The 21,074-nt window shown below is 73.1% G+C and carries 17 protein-coding genes; 11 read left to right on the top strand and 6 right to left on the bottom strand.

The window, feature by feature from the left end; all coding sequences use genetic code 11:
• Positions 1 to 390: 390 nt before the first annotated feature.
• Both EDD32_RS18320 and EDD32_RS18315 read right to left on the bottom strand, forming a co-directional pair.
• Positions 391 to 1,623 (bottom strand): ScyD/ScyE family protein, encoded by a 1,233-nt coding sequence (locus tag EDD32_RS18320; RefSeq protein ID WP_123919850.1) that lies wholly within the window; start codon positions 1,621 to 1,623, stop codon positions 391 to 393.
• 211 nt (positions 1,624 to 1,834) lie between these two features.
• Entirely contained in the window at positions 1,835 to 2,410 is a 576-nt protein-coding gene (locus tag EDD32_RS18315) for a DUF3267 domain-containing protein (protein WP_123919848.1), read from the bottom strand.
• 192 nt (positions 2,411 to 2,602) lie between these two features.
• On the opposite strand from EDD32_RS18315, the gene EDD32_RS18310 reads away from it, so the two are divergent.
• Complete coding sequence (locus EDD32_RS18310) at positions 2,603 to 3,772, top strand: IS30 family transposase (RefSeq protein ID WP_425459492.1); 1,170 nt, start codon at positions 2,603 to 2,605, stop codon at positions 3,770 to 3,772.
• 113 nt (positions 3,773 to 3,885) lie between these two features.
• On the opposite strand, the gene EDD32_RS18305 is transcribed toward EDD32_RS18310, so the two are convergent.
• Entirely contained in the window at positions 3,886 to 5,286 is a 1,401-nt protein-coding gene (locus tag EDD32_RS18305; protein WP_123919844.1) for an FAD-binding oxidoreductase, read from the bottom strand.
• A 165-nt stretch (positions 5,287 to 5,451) separates the two neighbouring features.
• Here EDD32_RS18305 and EDD32_RS18300 point away from each other — a divergent pair, with 165 nt between their 5' ends.
• A complete protein-coding gene (locus EDD32_RS18300) occupies positions 5,452 to 6,411 on the top strand; it encodes a mechanosensitive ion channel family protein (RefSeq protein ID WP_246006219.1) in 960 nt (319 codons plus the stop codon).
• Between the two features lie 7 nt (positions 6,412 to 6,418).
• Here EDD32_RS18300 and EDD32_RS18295 read toward each other — a convergent pair whose 3' ends face one another.
• Positions 6,419 to 7,165, bottom strand: coding sequence for a GntR family transcriptional regulator (locus EDD32_RS18295; RefSeq protein ID WP_123919842.1), 747 nt, complete (start codon positions 7,163 to 7,165; stop codon positions 6,419 to 6,421).
• Positions 7,166 to 7,418: 253 nt separating this feature from the next.
• Between EDD32_RS18295 and iolC the strand changes: the two genes are divergently transcribed.
• From iolC to EDD32_RS18250, 9 genes are all read left to right on the top strand, one after another.
• The gene (gene iolC, locus EDD32_RS18290) at positions 7,419 to 8,432 is read left to right on the top strand and encodes a 5-dehydro-2-deoxygluconokinase (RefSeq protein ID WP_123919840.1); all 1,014 of its coding nucleotides are present in this window, start codon (positions 7,419 to 7,421) and stop codon (positions 8,430 to 8,432) included.
• Complete coding sequence (locus tag EDD32_RS18285; RefSeq protein ID WP_123919838.1) at positions 8,429 to 9,322, top strand: Cgl0159 family (beta/alpha)8-fold protein; 894 nt, start codon at positions 8,429 to 8,431, stop codon at positions 9,320 to 9,322. Before iolC ends, EDD32_RS18285 begins: the two co-directional genes overlap by 4 nt.
• On the top strand, positions 9,319 to 10,275 hold the full coding sequence (gene iolB, locus EDD32_RS18280; protein ID WP_123919836.1) for a 5-deoxy-glucuronate isomerase: 957 nt from the start codon (positions 9,319 to 9,321) through the stop codon (positions 10,273 to 10,275). Before EDD32_RS18285 ends, iolB begins: the two co-directional genes overlap by 4 nt.
• Entirely contained in the window at positions 10,272 to 12,197 is a 1,926-nt protein-coding gene (gene iolD / locus EDD32_RS18275) for a 3D-(3,5/4)-trihydroxycyclohexane-1,2-dione acylhydrolase (decyclizing) (RefSeq protein WP_246006218.1), read from the top strand. Before iolB ends, iolD begins: the two co-directional genes overlap by 4 nt.
• A gap of 48 nt (positions 12,198 to 12,245) precedes the next feature.
• Positions 12,246 to 13,760, top strand: coding sequence for a CoA-acylating methylmalonate-semialdehyde dehydrogenase (locus tag EDD32_RS18270; protein ID WP_123919834.1), 1,515 nt, complete (start codon positions 12,246 to 12,248; stop codon positions 13,758 to 13,760).
• A gap of 165 nt (positions 13,761 to 13,925) precedes the next feature.
• Positions 13,926 to 15,203 (top strand): ABC transporter substrate-binding protein, encoded by a 1,278-nt coding sequence (locus tag EDD32_RS18265; protein WP_123919832.1) that lies wholly within the window; start codon positions 13,926 to 13,928, stop codon positions 15,201 to 15,203.
• 104 nt (positions 15,204 to 15,307) lie between these two features.
• Positions 15,308 to 16,258, top strand: coding sequence for a carbohydrate ABC transporter permease (locus EDD32_RS18260; protein WP_123919830.1), 951 nt, complete (start codon positions 15,308 to 15,310; stop codon positions 16,256 to 16,258).
• Positions 16,255 to 17,073 carry a carbohydrate ABC transporter permease gene (locus EDD32_RS18255; RefSeq protein ID WP_123919828.1) on the top strand — a complete coding sequence of 273 codons (819 nt, stop codon included), beginning with the start codon at positions 16,255 to 16,257 and terminating at the stop codon, positions 17,071 to 17,073. Before EDD32_RS18260 ends, EDD32_RS18255 begins: the two co-directional genes overlap by 4 nt.
• A gap of 8 nt (positions 17,074 to 17,081) precedes the next feature.
• Positions 17,082 to 18,872, top strand: a complete 1,791-nt coding sequence (locus EDD32_RS18250) for a hypothetical protein (protein ID WP_123919826.1) — start codon at positions 17,082 to 17,084, stop codon at positions 18,870 to 18,872.
• Between the two features lie 310 nt (positions 18,873 to 19,182).
• On the opposite strand, the gene EDD32_RS18245 is transcribed toward EDD32_RS18250, so the two are convergent.
• Both EDD32_RS18245 and EDD32_RS18240 read right to left on the bottom strand, forming a co-directional pair.
• Entirely contained in the window at positions 19,183 to 20,043 is an 861-nt protein-coding gene (locus EDD32_RS18245; protein ID WP_123919824.1) for a TIM barrel protein, read from the bottom strand.
• Positions 20,040 to 21,047 (bottom strand): Gfo/Idh/MocA family oxidoreductase, encoded by a 1,008-nt coding sequence (locus EDD32_RS18240; protein ID WP_123919822.1) that lies wholly within the window; start codon positions 21,045 to 21,047, stop codon positions 20,040 to 20,042. Before EDD32_RS18240 ends, EDD32_RS18245 begins: the two co-directional genes overlap by 4 nt.
• Positions 21,048 to 21,074: the final 27 nt, after the last annotated feature.

Genomic DNA, 21,074 nt, shown 5'->3' with positions numbered 1-21,074 from the left:
CCAGGCGGGACCGGTGGTGCGGTACGGCGGTCACCGACGGCAGGTCCCGGGCGCGCAGAGGCTCGCGCTTCCGAGGGATCCGGGCCGGCACGTCGGGGTGCTCGGCGTGGCTCCCCCCCGGTGCGCACGACGAAGATGTCCCGGCGCTTCCCTGATGATCCGGGAGCGCCGGAAGGGCGGTGTGTGGTGGAGACTCACCGGCGTCGACCGGTGTGGCCCCCGCCACGAATCGGACACTACCGACCCCACACCCGACGCGTAAAGGTTTCGTCCCGCCGGCGGCGCGTGGCCGCCCGGACACGGCTCCACCCCGCCGCGGCGATCGCGGCGGGGCGGAGCTGAGGTCGCCGGCAGGTCGGGGACCCTGGCGCGGTGGTCGGTGGAGCGCGGTCAGTCGTCGAGCTCGAACCGCAGGATCGAGCCGTCGGTCCCGGAGACCGTCTGGGTGGAGACGTACACGGTGTCGTCATCGACCGTGATGCCGCCCGGCGCGAAGAGGACGGACATGCCGTCCTTCGTCAGCGGGTCGCCGTTGCCGTCGACGAGGAGCTCCTGACGCACCGAGGTGTCGTCCTTGTCGACGACGTGCAGCGCGCCGGTGAAGTCACCGGTGCCGAAGGAGGTGAGCAGGCCGGCCCGGCTGATCTGCAGGACCAGCAGGTCGCCGTCGTCGGTGAAGGCCAGGTCGATGATGTTCGTGAAGCCGTCGGCGTAGACCTCCGGGGCCTGGCCCGGCACGATCCGCCAGACCGTCGCCGTCCCCGGCACGAAGGGGAAGCCGGTGAGCTGGCCGACGTAGAGGGCGCCGTCCGGGCCCTTGACGACGGCGTTCGGTACGGGCTGCGGGGCGACCATGACCCCGGGCGGGGCGAACGGGTTCTGAACCTCGTCCTCGTCCGGGAAGATCACGAGGTCGTCGACCATGCCGTCCTTCACGCTCAGCAGCGTGTTGCCGCCGGCGTCGGCGACGACGTGGCCGTGCCTGCTCGCGACGAGCGAGTGCGGGTTGGTGTCCGGCCCGCGGCCGTCGGGGTCGGTCGCCTCGAACTCGCCGATGTCCGCCACCTGCTCGACGTCGCCGCGCCGGTCGACCGTGACCACGGAGGCGAGCAGCTCCGAGCCGGGGAGCCCGAAGAGAGGTCCGCCGTCCTCGAGGATGGCCGGGTCGGCGCCCAGGCCGATGGTGGCGAAGAGGCGGCCCCGCTCGTCGAAGGAGACGTCGCTGGGGCCGATCGCCTCGAAGCCGGTGGGACCGGCGAGCGAGGGGAGGTGCTCGGCGACCATCTCGAAGCCCTTGACGCGGTGCCCGGCGACGTCGAGCCTGCCGATGCCGCCGGTGTCACCGAGGCAGATGGTGCCGAACTCGGGGTGCTCGATGCAGGCCGCGTCGGGTGCCCCGGGGTCGGCTGCGCCGCGGCCCGCGAGGGCGACGTAGACGTCGCCGTTCCTGGCGACGTCGAGGCCGCGCGGGCTGGCAAGGCCGGTGGCGACGGTGGTGAGGTCGTCGACCTCGTAGTCGAGCCCGTCATCGCCCTTGTGGGCGGAGCTCGACGTGGCGACGAACAGGGGGGCGACGAGGCAGGTGGCCGCGACGCCGAGCAGAGCCGGACGAGACCTGAGCATGTTCTACCTCCGTCCGCGGCTCGATGGGCTCGCGTGCCGCGGACGGGTCATGGATGGAAGTGGCACGCTCAACGCCCCCGCGGTGAGCGCGATTCTGCTCGCGGGGCCGAGTGACGGTCAATGCCCCATTTTGGGGGAGTTTGCGGGGCGGTTCCGCCGTCTTCCCCGGGTGTGGGTGGGCCGACTGCGCGGCTTGCGGCGCTCCCGCAGGTCAGCGGTCCGGCAGGTAGACCGTGGTCACGCGGCCGTCGTCGCGGACGAGCGCGTCGGCGGGCACGCGCGCAAAGGCATGGGCCTGCAGCGCGTCGCCGGCCGAGCCGGCGACGTTGAGGACCAGGACCACGTAGACGGTGAGGAACAGCCCCGACGGGAGGTCCCGCAGCAACGTCAGCAGCACCAGGCCCCAGAGCACCACCGGGGCCAGTGCGACGGCGATCGCCTGGCGCCGCGAGATCAGCGCCGGGCTCCCCGTGACGAGGTAGGGCAGGCGGACGGCGAACGTGGGGCGGACCTTCGTCAGCCACCAGAGCACCGCGCCGTGCGTGGCCTCGTGCACCACCATGTAGACGACGCAGGCCACCACGGTGATCGCGGCGACGACGGCCGGGTGCCAGGAGCCGTCGAGCGGGAGGTCGAGCAGGAAGGCAGCCGCGACGAGACCGGCGACGGCGGCCGCGAAGCCGACCCGGATGACGGCCGCGGCGCGCCGGTCCTCCTTGAGGTCCAGCGTGGTGTGCAGGCGGTAGCCCGCCGGCACCTCGGTCGGGGCGGTGCTTGCGGCGCTCATGGTTGTCCGTCCGGTCGTCGTCCGGTCCACTCTTCCGCCGGCCCCGGGTTCCGGACAGGCCCGAAGGTCCTGGCCAGGGGCGCGCCGGCCTCATCCTCCGCCCGTCCGTCGCCGCCGCTCGCCCACACGCAGAAGACTCCGTCAGGGTGGGTTCTCGTGGTGGATGCAACACCTTGAGAATCGAGGTGTCGTATGGGTTGTCGTCCTCCGGTCCGTCGTGAGGTGCAGCGGGAGTTCTGGCGTTTGGTGGCCGGGGGTGTCTCGACGGCGGCGGCCGGGGAGGCGGTCGGGGCGAGCCTGACGTTGGCGCACCGGTGGTTCCGTGATGCTGGCGGAATGGCACCGATGTCGCTGGCAGACCCCACGGGCCGCTACCTCTCCTTCGAGGAGCGGGAGGTCATCTCCCTCGAGCACGCCGGCGGTGTCTCGGCCCGAGGGATCGGTCTGCTCCTGGGCCGTTCCCCCTCGACGATCACCCGCGAGCTGGCTCGTAACGTCGGCGCCCGGCAGACCGGCTACCGCGCCTCTCGCGCCCACGCCAAGGCCGCGGAGCGGGCCCGGCGGCCCAAGCCGTCGAAGGTCGAGACGAACGAGGCGCTGCGCGCCTACGTCCAGGCCAAGCTGGCCGAGGACTTCTCCCCGGAGCAGATCAGTCACCGCCTGCGCGTGGACTTCCCTGAGGATGAGTCCATGCGCATCGGCCACGAGGCGGTCTACCGCTCGCTCTATCTCCAGACCCACGGCGCGCTGACCCGTGAGCTGACCAAACACCTGCGCACCGGCCGGTACCTGCGTCAACCACGCAAGCGCCTCGACGGGCGCACCAACCGGTCCTTCATCACCGAGGACATCCACATCAGCGCCCGACCGCCCGAGGCGGCGGACCGGGCCGTGCCCGGGCACTGGGAGGGCGACCTGATCGTCGGCCACGACAACGGCTCCGCGATCGGCACGCTCGTCGAGCGCACGACCGGGTTCACCATGCTGCTGCACCTACCCGTGAACCACGCGGCACCGACCGTTGCCAGCGCCCTGGCGGCCAAGATCCAGACCCTGCCCAAGGCGCTGCGGGCCTCCCTGACCTGGGACCAGGGCATCGAGATGTCCAAGCACGAGCTCGTCACCGCCGAGACGGGGCTGCAGATCTACTTCTGCGACCCCCACTCGCCGTGGCAGCGCGGGACGAACGAGAACACCAACGGCCTGCTGCGCCAGTACTTCCCCAAGGGCGGCGACCTCTCGGTCTTCCCGCCCGACTACCTCGACTACATCGCCGCCAAGCTCAACGCCCGACCACGCAAACGCCTACAGTGGCGAACACCGGCCGAAGCCATGGACAAGTTCCTCACCGAGGCCACCTGACCAGCAGTGTTGCAACCACCACGAGAATTCACCCAGGCGGTGCCTGACGGAGTCTTCTGCGCGGTGCGCGGTGCGCGGTGCGCGGTGCGCGGTGCAGCTCGGTGCAGCTCGCCTCACACGAGGACGTCGTCCTCCACGGCCCGGCCGATCGGGTGGTTGGGCACGAAGAGCTCGTCCGGGTCCACCACGGAGCGGATCGCGGTGAGGCGATGCCACGCCTCGACGTCGTACCCGGTGCGCGGGTCGATGGCGTCCTCGGCGAAGTTGAGGTAGTTGCGCCCGTTCGCCCATCCGGCCAGGGCAGACATCAACGCGTCCGCGTCCGCCTGCCCCGCGGCGGCCATCTCCGGCGTCGCGGCGAGCCCGCCGCCGAAGGCGAGGAAGTCCCCGACGAACCGGTCGAGCGCGCCACCGCCCTCGTGCCGCCGGCCGACGGCCCCGCCGAGCTGGCGCAGCTCGGCCATCATGAGGCTCGAGGTGGAGCCCGGACCGACCTCGGCGAGGAAGGCGTCCACCGCGGCGTCGGGGAAGGAACCGAGCATCGCGGTGCCCGAGACGAGCGGCGTGGGCTCCTCCGGGTCCATGTGCAGCCGGGCGAGCGAGGCTGCCGGCACCCGGGCGAACGTGTCGACCTCCGGGCGCAGCGCCCGCAGCTCGCCGAGGATCGCGCGGGCCCGCTCGTCGGTGCCGAGCACCGCGCCGTCGATGATGGCGATGTGCCGGCCGCGCAGGAAGTCCGGCAGCTCCGGCAGCGGCGGGAGCTTCATCATCCGGAAGGCGGTGGTGACCTCGTCGGGGGCTCCCGGAGCCCAGGCGGACCAGGTGCGCAGGACCTGCTCGGCGTCGGCGGCGTCCCACAGCAGGAAGCCCGCGTAGGCGGTGGCGATCGGGTACAGCCCGAACTCGAGCGCCGTGACGACGCCGAACCCGCCGCCGCCCCCGCGCAGCGCCCAGAACAGGTCGGGGTCGTGCTGGGCGTCGGTGCGCACGAGCGCGCCGTCGGCGGTGACGAGCTCGACCGCGGTGAGGCTGTTCGCGGCGAGCCCGAGCTTGCGGGCGTACCAGCCGAGGCCGCCGCCGAGGGAGTACCCGGCGATCCCGACGTCGGGGGAGGAGCCGTGCAGCGTGGCCAGGCCGTGGGCGGCCGCGGCCTCCACGGCCGGGAGCCACACGGTGCCGCCGCCCACGCGGGCGGTGAGCCGGTCGGGGTCGACCTGCACGTCGTTCATCGCGCCGGTGCGGACGAGGACGACGTCGTCGAGGCCCTGGGCGGCGAGCGGGCCCGGGTTGTGGCCGGTGCTCTGCGGGGCGACCTGCAGTCCGGCGGCGCGGGCCGCCCGCACGACGGCGGCGACCTCGGCAGCGCTGGTGGGGGTGGCGACGGCGGCCGGGCGCTGGTCCACGCCGCAGCTCCACGCGAGCCGGGCCGCGTCGTACCCGGGGTCGCCGGGCAGGTGCAGGGCGCCGGTGCCGGCGGTGCGAAGCGTGGTGGGGGAGAGCAGGTCGATGGTCACGGTGGTTCCTTCGTCGGTGGTGTCCGGTTGACGTCACCACCATCGCGAGCAGCGCTTGCGCGGCACTTGCGGTCGACTTGCGGCGGGTGCCCCGCGGAGGTGCCCGGTCGGCCGGCGGCCCGCCCCCAGCGGCGCCGGGCTCCGGTGCGCTGCATGATGGGGCAGGTGAGAGCCCCGACCGCCGCCGGCTGGAACCTGCCCGACATCGAGCCCGGGCAGCTCGGCGTCGGCGCGCTGACGGTGCTGGCCGGGTACCTCCTCTCCCGGGTCCTGCGTGCGGGCCTCCAGCGGTACTGGCGCTGGCGCGGTCGCAGCCCGAGCTTCACCGCGGTCTTCTCGGCCATGGCCGGCTGGCTGCTGCTCGCCCTCGCGATCGGCGCCGGCCTGACGGTCGCGTTCCCCAGCGTGCAGCCGATCAACATCCTCGGCGGGCTCGGCGTGATCTCGATCGCCGCCGGCATCGCGTTCCAGGAGGTGCTCGGCAACCTCTTCGCCGGGGTCCTGCTCATCAGCCGGGAACCGTTCCGGGCCGGCGACCAGATCGCCATCGGGGACGTGCGCGGGACCGTCGTCGAGATCAACCTCCGCGAGACGGTCGTGCGCACCTTCGACGGCCGGCGCGTCCTCATCCCCAACGCCACGATGAGCAGCGGCGTCCTCACGGTCCAGACGGGCTACGAGAAGGTGCGCACGTCGGTGGTCGTCGGGGTGGCCTACGACGCCGACCTGGAGCGGGCGCGGACCCTCGCGCTCGCGGCGGTCGACGGCCTGAGCACGGTGGCCGACGACCCGCCGCCCCAGGCGCTGATCACCGAGCTCGGTGCCTCGACGATCAACATCGAGCTGCGGTTCTGGTCGGGCGCCCGGCAGCTCGAGACGCTCGAGGCGCAGGACCAGGTGATCGCCGCCGTCGTCCGGGCGCTGAGCGACGCCGACATCTCCATGCCCGCGGACATCCGGGTCCTGGAGTCCTCGCCCAGCTTCACGGCAGCGCTCGCGGGCATCGGCCGGGACGACGACGGCGGGCCGCGGCGCGAGGACGGCCACGGCGCGCCGCAGCGCCGGGACGATGACCGCGCGACGCGGGACGACGACCTCGCGCCGCGAGACGCCGCGGACGCCTGATGCGCCCTTACGGCGCGAAGAGGGTCGTCGCGAAGCTGTAGCGGGAGGCGCGGTAGAGGTGCACCCCGTGCTCGATCGGGCGCCCGGCCGGGTCGTAGGCGGTGCGCTCCATGGTGAGCAGCGCCGCGCGCGGCTTCTCCCCGAGGACCCGCGACTCCGCGGCCGTCGCGGCGCGCGCCCCGATCTGCTGGCGCGCGAGGTGGATCTCCACGCCCTGGGAGCGCAGCGCGGCGTACAGCCCCACGTCCGCGAGCTCGTCGTAGGTCGGGGCGATCTCGCGCGGGAGGTGGTTGGTCATGAGCGCCAGCGGCTCGCCGTCGGCGAAGCGCAGCCGGCGCACGGTGACGACCTGGGAGTCGGCGGGCAGCTCCAGCGCCGCCGCGACCTCCGGCGTCGCAGCGCCCACGCTGTACTCCAGCACCGAGGTGCTGGGGTGGCGCCCCGCGTTGGCGAGGTCGTCGTAGAGGCTCGTGTGCTCGACCTTCCGGCGCACCCGCACGGGCGCCACCTGGGTGCCCACGCCACGACGGCGCACGAGCATCCCCAGGTCCACCACCTCCTGCAGGGCCCGCCGGGCCGTGGGCCGGGAGACGCGCAGCCGGTCCGCCAGCGCGATCTCGTTCTCCAGCCGCTCGCCGGGGGCGAGCTGGCCGGACTCGATGCTGCGCTCGATGGCCTTGGCCATCTGGTGGTAGAGCGGCACCGGGCTCGTGCGGTCCAGCTCGATGTGCAGCTGCGTCCCCTTGTCAGACATGGGCCCCGGTTCTTCGTCGGACGGATCGGACACGGCTTTGTGTCCGGACATTAGGAGGATCGTACCTGTTCTGAGCGGACCATGTGAGGTCGTGGTGACCGGCGTCGGACGACGCCGGGCGGCTGCGGTGCTGCCGATCTCGGCCCACAACGGCGCTCACAGCATGTCAGGACAAAGTTTGACTTCGGTGCCCTTGTCAGGGCAGAGTTCCCCTGACGCCGCCGGAGCCGCCCGGCCCTGCGGCGACGTGACGATGCGGCACGGACCGCGAGGACGAGGAGGTGCCGCGGTGGGGATCGACGTCCTGACGGTCGGCCGGAGCGGTGTCGACATCTATCCCCTGCAGACCGGCGTGGGGCTGGAGGACGTCACCAGCTTCGGCAAGTACCTCGGCGGGAGCCCGATGAACGTCGCCGTGGCCTCCGCCCGGCTCGGGAGCAGCGCCGCCATCCTCACCGGGGTGGGCGACGACCCGTTCGGTCGCTACGTCCGCCGGGAGATGCGCCGGCTCGGGGTCGACGACGCCCACGTCGTCACCTCGTCCGAGTACGCCACCCCGGTGACGTTCTGCGAGATCTTCCCGCCCGACGACTTCCCCCTGTACTTCTACCGGCGCCCCTCCGCCCCCGACATGCAGATCCGCCCCGAGGACGTGCCCGTCGACGTCGTCCGCGAGGCCCGGCTGCTCTGGCTCTCCGGCACGGGGCTCTCGGAGGAGCCGAGCCGCTCGGCGCACCACGCCGCCCTCGCCGTTCGCGGCCGGGCCCGGCACACCGTGCTCGACCTGGACTACCGCCCGATGTTCTGGGCGTCGCCGCTCCAGGCCCGTGAGCAGGTCCGCGCCGCGCTCGCCGGCGTGACGGTCGCGGTCGGCAACCGCGAGGAGTGCGAGGTCGCCGTCGGCGAGCGTGACCCCGAGCGCGCGGCGGACGCCCTGCTCGAGGCGGGCGTCGAGCTCGCCGTCGTCAAGCAGGGACCGGCCGGGACGCTCGCGAAGACCCGCGAGGAGCGGGTCGAGGTGCCGCCCACGCCCGTGACCACCTTCAACGGCCTCGGCGCGGGCGACGCGTTCGGCGGCTCGCTCGTCCACGGGCTCCTGTCGGGCTGGTCCCTACGGCGCACCATCGAGGCCGCCAGCGCGGCCGGGGCGATCGTCGCCTCCCGCCTGGAGTGCTCCACCGCCATGCCCACCGCCGCCGAGCTCGAGGCCGTCCTCGCCGGCACCCCGGTGGCCGAGCTCAACGGGGCCCGGACGGGCGCCCGATGACCACCACCGAGGCCACCCTGGCGGCCGAGCTGGCCGAGATCCTGCGGATCCGGTCCACCGACCCCGGACGCATCGCCGCGGCGCTGCGCGAGCGCCCGCGCGGTCGGGTCCCGGCGGGGGAGAAGCTCATGGTCATCGCCGCGGACCACCCGGCCCGCGGGGCGCTGGCCGCCGGCCCGGACCCCGCCGCGATGGCGGACCGGCGCGACCTGCTGCGCCGCTGCGTCGAGGCCCTCGCCCGGCCCGGCGTGCACGGCTTCCTCGGCACCGCCGACCTCGTCGAGGACCTCACCCTCCTCGGGGCGCTGGACGGCAAGCTCGTCTACGGCTCGATGAACCGCGGCGGCCTGGCCGGCGCCTCGTTCGAGATCGACGACCGCTTCACCGGCTACGACGCCCGCGGCGTCGTCGGCTCGGGCCTCGACGGCGGCAAGATGCTCCTGCGCATCGACCCGGCCGACCCGGCCACCGCGCGCACCCTCGAGGCCGCCGCGCACGCCGTCGACACCCTCGCCGAGGCCGGGGTCACCGCCATGGTCGAGCCGTTCATCTCCCGGCGCGACCCCCGCGGGCGGGTCGTCAACGACCTCAGGCCCGAGGCCGTCATCACCTCGATCGCGATCGCGTCGGGCCTGGGCCGGACCTCGGCGTACACGTGGCTCAAGCTGCCCGTCGTGGCGGACATGGAGCGCGTCATGGCCGCCTCGACGCTGCCGGCCCTCGTCCTCGGCGGCGACGTCGACCCCGACGCCGACGCCGCCCGCGCGGGCTGGGCCCGCGCGCTGGCCATCCCGTCGGTGAGAGGCCTGGTCATCGGCCGGTCCCTGCTCTACCCGCCCGGTGACGACGTCGCCGGCGCCGTCGACGCCGCCGTGGAGGTCATGAGGTGACCGTGAGTGAGATCCTCCTGCGCGCCGGGAGCACCGGCCACGGGCCCTACTCGGTGGACGTCACCCCCGAGCGGGCCGGGTGGGCCTTCAGCGGTCTCAAGGTCCTCGAGCTGGCGCCGGGGGAGAGCCACGAGCTCGGCACCGGGGACGACGAGCTGCTCGTCCTGCCCCTCGCCGGCGGGTGCGTCGTCGAGGTGCTCGAGGCGCCCGGCGGTGGGGCTCACGGCGTTGGGGCTCGCGACGGCAGGGTTCCCGACGGCGCCGACGCCGCCCGCCTCGAGCTCATCGGCCGCCCCGACGTCTTCACCGCCGTCACCGACTTCCTCTACCTGCCGCGCCGGACCACCGCCGTGATCACCGCCCCCGACGGCGCCCGGCTGGCCCTGCCGACGGCGCGCGCCACCCGGGACCTGCCCGTGTCCTACCAGCGGGCGGACGCCGTGCGCACCGAGCTGCGCGGTGCGGGCGCGGCCTCCCGGCAGGTCAACAACTACGCCCTCGGCAACGACGTGCGCACCGACCACCTCCTCGTCTGCGAGGTCCTCACCCCGGCCGGGAACTGGTCCTCCTACCCCCCGCACAAGCACGACGAGCACACCGGCGACGAGCGCGAGCTCGAGGAGATCTACTACTTCGACGTCGCCGCCGGCCCCGGCGGTCCCGGCTTCGGCTTCCACCGCTCCTACGGCTCGCCGGGCCGGCCGCTCGACCTGGCCGCCGAGGTGCGCGCCGGCGACGTCGTCCTCACGCCCCACGGCTACCACGGCCCGTCGATGGCGGCCCCGGGGTACGACCTGTACTACCTCAACGTCATGGCCGGCCCCGCCGACGACGGCGCCTGGCTCATGACCGACGACCCGGCGCACCACTGGGTACGCGGCACGTGGGAGCGCGAGCAGGTCGACCCCCGTCTGCCGATGACCCGTCCCGTCCCTGCGCAGGAGGCACCGTGACCACGCCCGACGCCGTGACCACACCCGAGGCCGAGCGGCCCACCGTCCGCCTCACCGTGGGCCAGGCCCTGCTGCGGTTCCTCGCCAACCAGCACACCGAGCGCGACGGCGTCGAGCGGCCCCTCCTCGCCGGCGTCATGGGGATCTTCGGCCACGGCAACGTCGCCGGGCTCGGGCAGGCCCTCGCCGAGAACCACCTCGACCCCGAGCCGGGCGAGCGCACGGTCCCGTACTACCTGGCCCGCAACGAGCAGGCGATGGTCCACACGGCCGTCGGCTACGCCCGCACCGCCGACCGGCTCCAGGTCATGGCGTGCACCGCGTCCATCGGACCCGGGTCGACCAATATGGTCACCCCCGCCGCGCTGGCCACCATCGACCGCATCCCGGTGCTCCTGCTGCCCTCGGACACCTTCGCCACGCGGGCGCCGGACCCGGTTCTGCAGCAGCTCGAGGACCCCCGCAGCCCGGACGTCTCGGTCAACGACGCCTTCCGGCCCGTCTCGCGCTACTGGGACCGCATCAACCGGCCCGAGCAGCTCATCGCGTCCGCGCCGGCCGCGATGCGGGTCCTCACCGACCCCGCGGAGACCGGCGCCGTGACGCTGTGCCTGCCCCAGGACGTCCAGGCCGAGGCCTACGACTGGCCGGTCGCGTTCTTCCGCCACCGGGTCTGGCACGTGGCCCGGCCCGTCCCCGAGCCCGCCGCCCTCGCCCGGGCCGCGGAGGTGATCCGCTCGGCGCGCCGGCCGCTCGTCGTCGCCGGCGGGGGCGTGGTCTACTCCGGCGCCGCCGAGGAGCTGCGCGCCCTCGCCACCGCGACCGGCATCCCGGTCGCGGACACCCAGGCAGGCAAGGGCGCCATCGACCACGACCACCCGTGCTCCGTCGGCGGCGTGGGCGCGACCGGCAGCGCGGCGGCCAACGCGCTCGCCGCCGAGGCCGACGTCGTCATCGGCGTCGGCACCCGCTACACCGACTTCACCACCGCCAGCCGGACCGCGTTCCGCCACCCCGACGTGCGGTTCGTCAACATCAACGTCGCCGCGTTCGACGCCGCCAAGCACTCCGCGGAGATGGTCGTCGCCGACGCCCGGGCCGCGCTGCCGGCGCTGACAGAGGCCCTCGCCGGGTACCGGGTCCCGGACGCGCTCACCGCCGAGGTCGCCGAGGTGCGCGCCGGGTGGGACGACGTCACCCGCGCGCTCGTCGCACCGCAGGGCGGGGCGCTGCCCGCCCAGGTCGAGGTCTTCGGCGCGCTGAACGACCTCCTCGGCGACGACGACATCGTCATCAACGCCGCCGGCTCCATGCCCGGGGACCTCCAGGCCCTGTGGCGGGCGCGGACGCCCTCGCAGTACCACCTCGAGTACGGCTACTCGTGCATGGGCTACGAGATCCCCGCCGCGATGGGCGCGAAGCTCGCCGCCCCGGACAGCGAGGTCGTCGCGATCGTCGGCGACGGCGGCTACCTCATGCTGCCCCAGGAGCTCGCCACGATCGTGGCCGAGAACCTCAAGATCATCGTCGTCCTGCTGCAGAACCACGGCTTCGCCTCCATCGGGGCGCTGTCGGAGTCGCGCGGCTCGCAGCGGTTCGGCACCTCCTACCGCACCCGCAACGCCTCCACCGGGATGCTCGACGGCGGCCCGGACCCGGTCGACCTCGTCGCCAACGCCCGCAGCCTCGGCGCCGACGTCATCGAGGCCGCCGGCATCGACGACTTCCGCGCCGCCTACGCCCGGGCCGCCGCCTCGGAGCGCACCACGGTCATCCACATCGAGACCGACCCGCAGGGACCCAACCCGCCCGAGAGCTCCTGGTGGGACGTCCCGGTCGCCCAGACGGCGCGGCTCGCCAGCACGCGTGACGCACACCAGCGCTACGTCGAGGCCAAGCGCGCCCAGCGTCCCTACCTCTGAGCCGTCGCCGGCTCCCCCCCACCCCGCCCACCCCACGGAAGGCCCGCCATGACCACCACCGACGAGCGCGTCGAGACCACGATCGGGCACTGGATCGCCGGCGCCGAGATCACCACCGGACGCACCCAGCCGGTCCACGACCCCGCCACCGGCGAGGTGATCGCCCGGCTGGTCCTCGGCGACGCCGGGACCGTCGACGAGGCCGTGCGCGCGGCCGCCGCCGCCCAGGAGGCCTGGGGGCGCACCTCCCTCGCCCGGCGCACCGAGGTGATGTTCCGCTTCCGCGAGCTGGTCGTGCGCCACGAGGACGAGGTCGCCGAGATCATCAGCCGCGAGCACGGCAAGACCGTGGCGGACGCCCGCGGCGAGATCGCCCGGGGGCGCGAGTCGGTCGAGTTTGCGACGGCGCTGAACCAGGCGAGCAAGGGCGAGTTCTCCGCCGACGCCTCCACCGGCGTCGACGTGCACTCCCTGCGCCAGCCGCTCGGCGTCGTCGCCGGCATCACCCCGTTCAACTTCCCCGTCATGGTGCCGATGTGGATGCACCCCATCGCCGTCGCCGCGGGCAACGCCTTCATCCTCAAGCCCTCCGAGCGCGACCCCTCGGCGTCGAACCTCGTCGCGCGCCTGTACCGCGAGGCCGGCCTGCCCGACGGCGTCTTCCAGGTGGTCCACGGCGGCCGCGAGACCGTCGACGCGATCCTCGACCACCCCGGCATCGCCGCCGTGTCCTTCGTCGGGTCGACGGCGGTCGCCCGCCACGTGCACACCCGCGGCACCACGAACGGCAAGCGCGTCCAGGCCCTCGGCGGGGCCAACAACCACGCCGTCGTCATGCCCGACGCCGACATCGACGGCGCCGCCGCCCAGATCGCCGCCGGCGCGTTCGGCTCGGCGGGGGAGCGGTGCATGGCCGTGCCGGTCGCCGTCGCCGTCGGCAGCAGCGTGGAGCCGCTGCTCGAGGCGCTGGCGCGCGAGGCCCGGGCGATCACGGTCGGCCCCGGCAGCGACCCCGCCACGGACATGGGCCCGGTCATCACCGCCGAGGCGCGCGACCGCGTCGTCGACTGGACCACGGAGGCCCTCGAGGGGGGCGCGCGTGCCGTCGTCGACGGCCGGGGCGTCACGGTGCCCGGGCACGAGGGCGGGTACTTCGTCGGCCCGACCGTCCTGGCCGACGTCGCGCCCACGATGCGCGCGTACTGCGAGGAGGTCTTCGGACCCCTGCTCGTCGTCATGACCGCCGCCACGCTGGACGAGGCGCTCGAGCTGGTGAACTCCTCCCCGTACGGCAACGGCGCGGCGATCTTCACCTCCTCCGGCGAGCACGCCCGCCAGTTCACCCGGGAGGTCCAGGCGGGCATGGTCGGCGTCAACGTGCCCATCCCCACGCCCGTGGGCTACTACTCCTTCGGCGGTTGGAAGGATTCACTCCTGGGTGACCACCACGCCCACGGCCCGGAGGCGGTGCGCTTCTACACGCGGGCCAAGGTGGTCACCACCCGCTGGCCCCACCGGGACGCCGTCTCGGACGCCTCGATGAGCTTCCCCACCCACCGGTGAGGACGGCGGGCCGGCCGACACGCCTGCCCACACTCTGGAAAGTATGTTCATACGTTCGGACATAGTGCTACGGTGAGCGCCCGACCGGATACCGGGCGCAGCCGCTCACGGACGAGCGGCACGGACAAGAGGCCGCAACGACTGCGGCCCGTAAAGGAGAGATCCATGTTCAGATCGCGACGCGTCACGGCGGCCATCGCCACCGGCGTCCTGCTCAGCGCCGTGGCCGCGTGCGGCGGCGGCGGCGACACCGAGGGCGGCGACGCAGCCCCCGAGGAGCCGTTGCAGTTCTTCCTCTCCGGCGACGCCAACCAGGGCGGCGGCTACGCCCACATGGCGGAGAAGTACGAGGAGGAGACCGGGGTGACGGTCGAGATCGTCGACCTCGCCAACGAGGACCTGCCCACCAAGCTCAAGAACGCCGCACAGGCCGACGACATGCCGGCCCTGGCCCGGGTGGGCGGCGTCGACCCGGTGTGGCGCGACATCACCATGGACCTCTCGGGCATCCTCGAGGGCAGCGACATCCGCGAGGACCTCGCCGCGATCGACGAGGACGGCAAGGTCCTCTCCCTCCCCTCGGACATCACGGCCGTGGGCCTGTTCATCAACAAGTCCCTCTTCGACGAGGCCGGCGTCGAGTACCCGACCTCCGCGGACGACATCTGGACGTGGGACGAGTACGTCGCCGCCGTCAAGGAGGTCCAGGAGAAGACCGACACCACGTACGGCATGGTCATGGACCGGTCCTCGCACCGGCTCAAGGCCTTCCTGTACGAGTTCGGCTCGGAGTACTTCCAGGCGGACGAGAACGGGGAGTTCTCCACCAACGACGCCACCAAGGAGGCGCTGGAGTACTTCAACTCCCTCAACGACGACTCCTTCATGCCGCGCTCGGTGTGGCTGAGCGACGCCGACGGCAACGCCCTGTTCAAGAGCGGCGACGTCGTGTCCTACTACTCCGGCTCCTGGCAGATCGCCGACTTCGCCGAGAACATCGCCGACTTCGAGTGGGCCTCGGTCCGCCTGCCCGCGCAGCCGGTCCGCTCGACCAACTTCGGCAACGCCGCGTCGGTCGTCGTCTTCGAGGGCACCGGCCAGGAGCAGGCCGCCTACGACTTCGTCGAGTGGCTATACGAGCCGGAGAACTACCGCGAGCTGTCCGAGACCTCGGGCTTCCTGCCCGCGATCGACGGCCTCGAGGTCACCTACGCCGAGCATGCCGACGCGTTCGAGCTCTACAACGAGGAGATCTCCTCCTCCGACCCGATCGCCGGCGAGATCAAGCGTCGCGACCTCGCCTACGAGATCCTCGGCCGCGCCACCGAGGGTGACCCGGTCCGCGACGAGACCGTGAAGTACCTCAACGGCGAGCAGGACGTGGACACCACGATCGAGAACATCAACGCGCTGCTGACCGACCAGCTGGGCGAGCTCCCGTAGCATCCCGCCGGGGCCGGCCGTCCGCGGCCGGCCCCGGCGCTGCCCCCGGGCCGGGACGGCCCGTCCCCACCCGCCGACCGTCCGCGCGAGCGAAGGACCCGACCATGACCGCACTGACCACGCCGAGGGAGGCCTCGGACCGTGGCGGCCCCGTCGCCGACATCGGCCCGCTCCCCGCGCGCCGCGGCCGGCGGCAGCACCGGCTGGCACCCCTGATCTTCATCTCGGCCGCGGTCGTGCTCTTCATCCTGTTCTTCCTCTGGCCCGGGGCGCTGGGGCTGCTGTACTCCTTCACCGACTACCGCGGCGTGGGCGACCTGAACTTCATCGGCACGGAGAACTACCGCGAGCTCGTCGGCGACGACGACTTCTACCGGGCCCTGGGGCGCACCTTCCTCTACACCGCCCTCGCGGTGCCGGCCCACTACGTCGTCTCCCTCGCCGTCGCCGTGCTGCTCACGAGCAAGACGGCGAAGGGCAAGTCGATCGCCCGGGTCGTGTTCTTCCTGCCGTGGCTCCTCTCGCCGATCGTCACCGGCGTGGTGTGGCGGTGGCTGTTCGGGGAGAACTTCGGCTTCGTCAACCACGTCATCACCCAGCTCGGTGGCTCCTCGGTGGCCTGGCAGACCGACGGGACGCTGGGCCTGCTCGTCGTCGTCATCGCCGGCACGTGGGCATCCACCGCGTTCAACATGCTGCTGTTCATCGCGGCGATCCGGAACATCCCGCGCTCCTACCTCGAGGCCGCGGAGATCGACGGCGCGAGCCCGGCGCAGCGGTTCTTCAAGATCCAGCTGCCCCTGCTGGCCCCGACGTCCTTCCTCGTCATCCTGCTGACGACCATCGGCGCGATGAAGGAGTTCGCCATGATCCAGGCCCTCAACGGCGGCGGCCCGGGCACGGAGAACATGCTCATGGTCCAGTACATCTACCGCACCGGCTTCGAGCGGGCGGACATCGGCTACGCGAGCGCCGTCTCCATGGTGCTCATGCTCATCCTCGTGGTCGTCGCCCTCATCCAGATGCGGTTCGACCGGAAGAGCGCCCTCTCATGAGAAACGTCCGCTCGATCCCCACCACGATCGTCCTGTGGGTGGTCGCCGCCCTCTACCTGTTCCCGGTGGCGTGGTTCCTCCTCAGCTCGTTCAAGCCGGGCTCGGAGCTGTTCAGCCTACCGCTGTCGATCCTCCCGGAGAACTGGACGGTGTCCGGTTACTCCACCGCGTGGTCGCGCTTCGACTTCCAGCTCTACTTCCTCAACACCACGATCGTCGCGGTGGTGACCACCGTGCTGACGGTCATCGTCTCGGCGGCGACGGGGTACGCGTTCGCCAAGTACAAGGCGTGGTGGCTGCGGATCTTCTTCATCTGCATCCTGGCCACGACGATGCTGCCGACCGAGGTGATCATGCCGTCGTCGTTCGCCGTCGTGCGCGACCTCGGCCTCTACGACACCCTCGCCGGCATCATCGTGCCGTCCATCATCACCGCGACCGGCATCTTCATGTTCCGCCAGTACTTCTCCACCGTCCCGGACGAGCTCATGGAGGCCGCGCGGATCGACGGCGTGGGCGAGATCGGGCTGTTTCTGCGGATCATGCTGCCGCTGGCCAAGCCGATGATGGTGGTGCTGGCGATCTTCTCCTTCCAGTGGCGCTGGAACGACTACATCTGGCCGCTGCTCATCCTGCGCGACCCGGACCGGTACACCCTCCAGGTGGCGCTGCGCAGCATCGTCGGCGCGGACAACATCGACTGGTCGGTGCTGCTCTCGGCCTCGGTCATCTCGCTCATCCCGATGATCATCCTGTTCGCGATCTTCCAGCGACAGATCATGAGCGCCGACATCAACTCCGGCCTCAAGGACTGACCCGGCGCATGGGTGAACGCACCGACGACGCCGTCGACACCGCGGCGGTGTGCGCCCTTCTGGCCGCGGCCGACGACGAGACCGCCGGGCTCCTCGACGGCACCCTCGAGCCCGCCGCCCGGGCGCGCGGCCACCGCGGCGTCATGGCCATGGTCAAGGCCGCCGTCGTGGGCGTCCTGCACCCGGGCTCGCGGTGGCACGGCGACGCCGCCGTCGTCGCCCGGGCGCGGGAGTGGCTCGCCGACCTCGAGGCGCTCCAGGCGCCGAGCGGGCTGTTCTCCTCCGGCGACAACCTCGCGTCACCGCCCGACTCGGCCTTCACCATCACCGACGTCGCGGCCGTCACCCGGCTGCTGCGCGTGCGCGGGTACGGCGACGATCCAGAACTGCGCGAGCTGCACGACCGGCTCACGGCCGTGCTCGAGGCGGCGGCCGGTGCACTCGTCGTCGGCGGGGTCCACACGCCCAACCACCGGTGGGAGCTCGGCGGGGCCCTGGCTCGCACCGGCGCCCTGCTCGGCGACGACGCGCTCCTCGACCGGGCCCGCACCTGGCTCGCGGAGGGGGTCGACGTCGACGACGACGGCCTGTACTCCGAGCGCAGCCCCAACTACGCCGCGTTCGTCTCCAACCACTCCCTCACCACGCTCGCCGACGTCCTCGACCGGCCCGACCTGCACGAGGTCGTCCACCGCAGCCTCCACACCCAGCTCGACCTCACCGACGACCGTGGGAACGTCGAGACCGTCCAGTCGCGCCGGCAGGACCAGAACGGCCCCTACCCGCTCGGCCCGTTCGCCGGGCAGCTGCGCCGCGCCGCCGTCCGGCACGCGTGCGCCCGGTGCGGGCGCGGGGCCCGGCGCGCCGCCGAGGCCCCCGAGCTCGACGCCGTCGACCTGCTCGTCCAGCAGCTGACCGAGCCCGATCTGGCCGGCCCGCTCCCGGGCACAGGTGCCGTCCTGGCCGCCGACGCCGCCCCGGACCGCCTGGCGCCCCCGGCCGCGGCGGGTGACGGCCCAGGGCTCGGCGGCACGGCGCCGGACGCGCCCGCGCGCCGGCACCTCCGGGACGCCCGGCTCCTCGTGGACCAACGTCGCGGCGGCGCCCGGCTCACCGTCTACGGCGGCTCCGACGTCCCGGCGATCGGCCGTGTCGCGTCCGGGCTGGCGTGCAACCCCACGTTCCTCCGGGCCCGGCTCGGTGGGACCGGTGTCGAGTCCGTCCGGCTCTCGCGCGACTTCTTCGGCCTCGGCCCCTTCCGGGCCTCGACCATGGACGTCGACGGCGACCGGGTCGTCCTGCACGAGGAGGTCTCCGCCGCGTACTACCAGCCGCTCGCCGGCCCCGCGCTCGATCCCGCCGGCCGCTACGCCCTCGAGCACGAGGGCCGCTTCGCCGCGGCGATGAGCTTCTCCCGGCGCGCGCGCGACGTCGTCACCCTCACCACCAGCGTGACGGTCGACCTCCGCGACGACGGCGCCGATCTCACCGTGACCACGGACGCTCCGGCCACCGGCCACGCCCTCGAGCTCGCCCTCGCTCCCGGCGGGGAGCTCACCGGCGCCGAGGATCGCGGCGACGGCCGGTACGAGCTCGTCGACGGCCTTGCGCGGTACGTCCAGGGCGGGCAGGCGCTCGTCGTCGGCCCGGGTCTCGGCAGCGGGCCGGACCGCCCGGCCCTGTACCGGCCGGGTGAGGTCTACACCTTCCTCGGCGGCACCGACGCCCTCGGCGGGACACGGCTCTACCTCACGTGGCGCTCGCCGGGGACGGTCGCGGTCAGTCTCCGACTGGAGTAGCCGCGGGCGATCCGCCGCCGCGGGGCGCTCTGTGGGGAGGATTCGACCGCTCAGAGCCGCCGATTCGTCCCCAGACCGCCGATTCCTCCCCAGACCGCCGATTCTTTACCTGGACCGCCGGATCTTCCCCGATCGGGTCAGAGGTCGCTCGCCGACAATCGCTAGCGTGGCGCTCTGCGGGGAGAATTCGACTGCTCAGAGCCGCCGATTCTTCCCCGGACCGCCGGATCTTCCACGCTTCGACAGGTGGATCTCCCCATCGGTCGACGCACGCCCGCGAACCTCGGCAGGCGAACGACCCGATGGAAGTTCAGCCGGCGAGGCTGCGCAGGTACGCCAGTGAGGCGGCGACGTCGGCCACCGGGCCCTCGCCGGACGGCGCACCGTCGAGGATGGTGTCCTGCTCGAGGACGTACCAGCCGTCGAACCCGGCCGCGGCGAGGTCGCTGACGATGGAGGCGAGGTCGACGTCGCCGTGGCCGAGCGGGACGTAGATGCCGCGGCGGACCGCCTCGGTGTAGGTCAGGTCCTCGGCCTGGACGGAGGCGGCGAGGTCGGCGCGCACGTCCTTGGCGTGGACGTGGTTGATGCGCCCGGCCCAGTCGCGGGCGAGCTCGGCCGGGTCGGTGCCACCGATGAGGAGGTGGCCGGTGTCCAGGCACAGCGGCACGGCGGAGCCCTCGAGCACGCGCAGGACCTCGGCGCGCTTCTCGATCATCGTGCCGACGTGCGGGTGCAGGCTGGCGCGGATCCCGCGGCGGGCCGCGACCTCGGTGAGGCGGTCGAGGTTGGCCAGCAGCGTGGCCCAGCCGTCGTCGTCGAGCTCGGGACGCTCGTCGTAGCCGTCCTGGCCGGTGGCCGCGGCGAGGACGAGCACGTCGCCGCCGGCGACCTCGAAGCTGTCGAGCTCGCGCTCGACCTCCGGCACCGGGTCGTGGCCGGGGTCGTGCAGCACGACCGGGACGAACGCGCCGACGGCCTTGAGCCCGTACGGGGCGATGGCGGCGGCGCGCTCGGCGGGTGCCTCGGGCAGCCAGCCCTGCGGGCCGAACTCCGTGGCCTCGAGGCCGACGTCGCGCATCTCGGTCAGGACCCGCTCGGGGTCCAGCTGGTGGCCCCAGCCGGGCACCTCGCACACGCCCCAGCTGATGGGCGCTCCGGCGATCCTCATACCGTCTCCTTCTCCATGGGTGCGGAGGACCGCAGGCGCACGGTCTCCCCGGTGGCGGCGCTGAGCGTCGCCGCGTCGGCGAGCTCGAGGGCGGCGCGGCCGTCCGCGAGCGTGGGGCTCGGTGCCTCGCCGGCGGTGATCGCCGTGACGAAGTGGTCGAGCTCTCGGGCGTAGGCGGTGGCGCACCGCTCGAGGAAGAAGTCCAGGTACGGCCCGGTGGCCGCGCTCGTCGTCGCCCCGTGGTGGCGCACGGTCGTCGCCCGGACGTTGCCCACCTCGAGCGAGCCGAGCGCGCCGAAGACCTCCAGTCGCTGGTCGTAGCCGGTGGCGCAGTGGCGCGAGTTGACGATCGTCACGACGGCGCCGCTCTCGGCGACCAGGGTCGTGACGGCGCCGTCGACGTCGGGCTCGGGCACCGTGCCCACGCGCTGGCCGACGGCGTGGACGGAGGCGATCTCGCCGACGAGGAAGCGCGCCATGTCGAGGTCGTGGATGGCCATGTCGCGGAACAGACCGCCCGAGCTCGCCACGTACTGCGCCGGTGGCGGGGCGGGGTCGCGGCTGATGATCGTCACCTGCTCGACCGGGCCCACCTCGCCCGACCGGGCGCGGACCTCGGCGAAGGCCGGGTCGAAGCGGCGGTTGAACCCGACCATGACGCGCCGGGCGTCCTGGCCCACAGCAGCGATGCACGCGTCGACCCGGGCGATGTCGAGGTCGACCGGCTTCTCGACGAGCACCGCCTTGCCGGCGGCGACGGCGGCGGTGAGGTGCTCGACGTGCAAGGGCGTGGGGGAGCCGACGATGACGGCGTCGACGTCCCCGGCGGTGTAGACGTCGGTGACGTCGGCCGTGGCGTGGGCGCCGAACCGGCTCGCCAGCCGGCCGGCGGCCTCGAGATCAGGGTCCGCGACGAGCGCGAGGCTCGCGCCGGGATGGGCGGCGATCGAGGCGCCGTGGACCGCGCCGATCCGGCCGGCTCCGATGAGGGCGAAACGCAGCACCGGGACTTCCCTTCCTTGGGTGGTAAG

The organism is Georgenia muralis (assembly GCF_003814705.1).
Classification (GTDB): Bacteria; Actinomycetota; Actinomycetes; order Actinomycetales; family Actinomycetaceae; genus Georgenia; species Georgenia muralis.
Note: the sequence above shows the minus strand (reverse complement) of the source record. Positions and strands in the feature narration are given on the sequence as shown.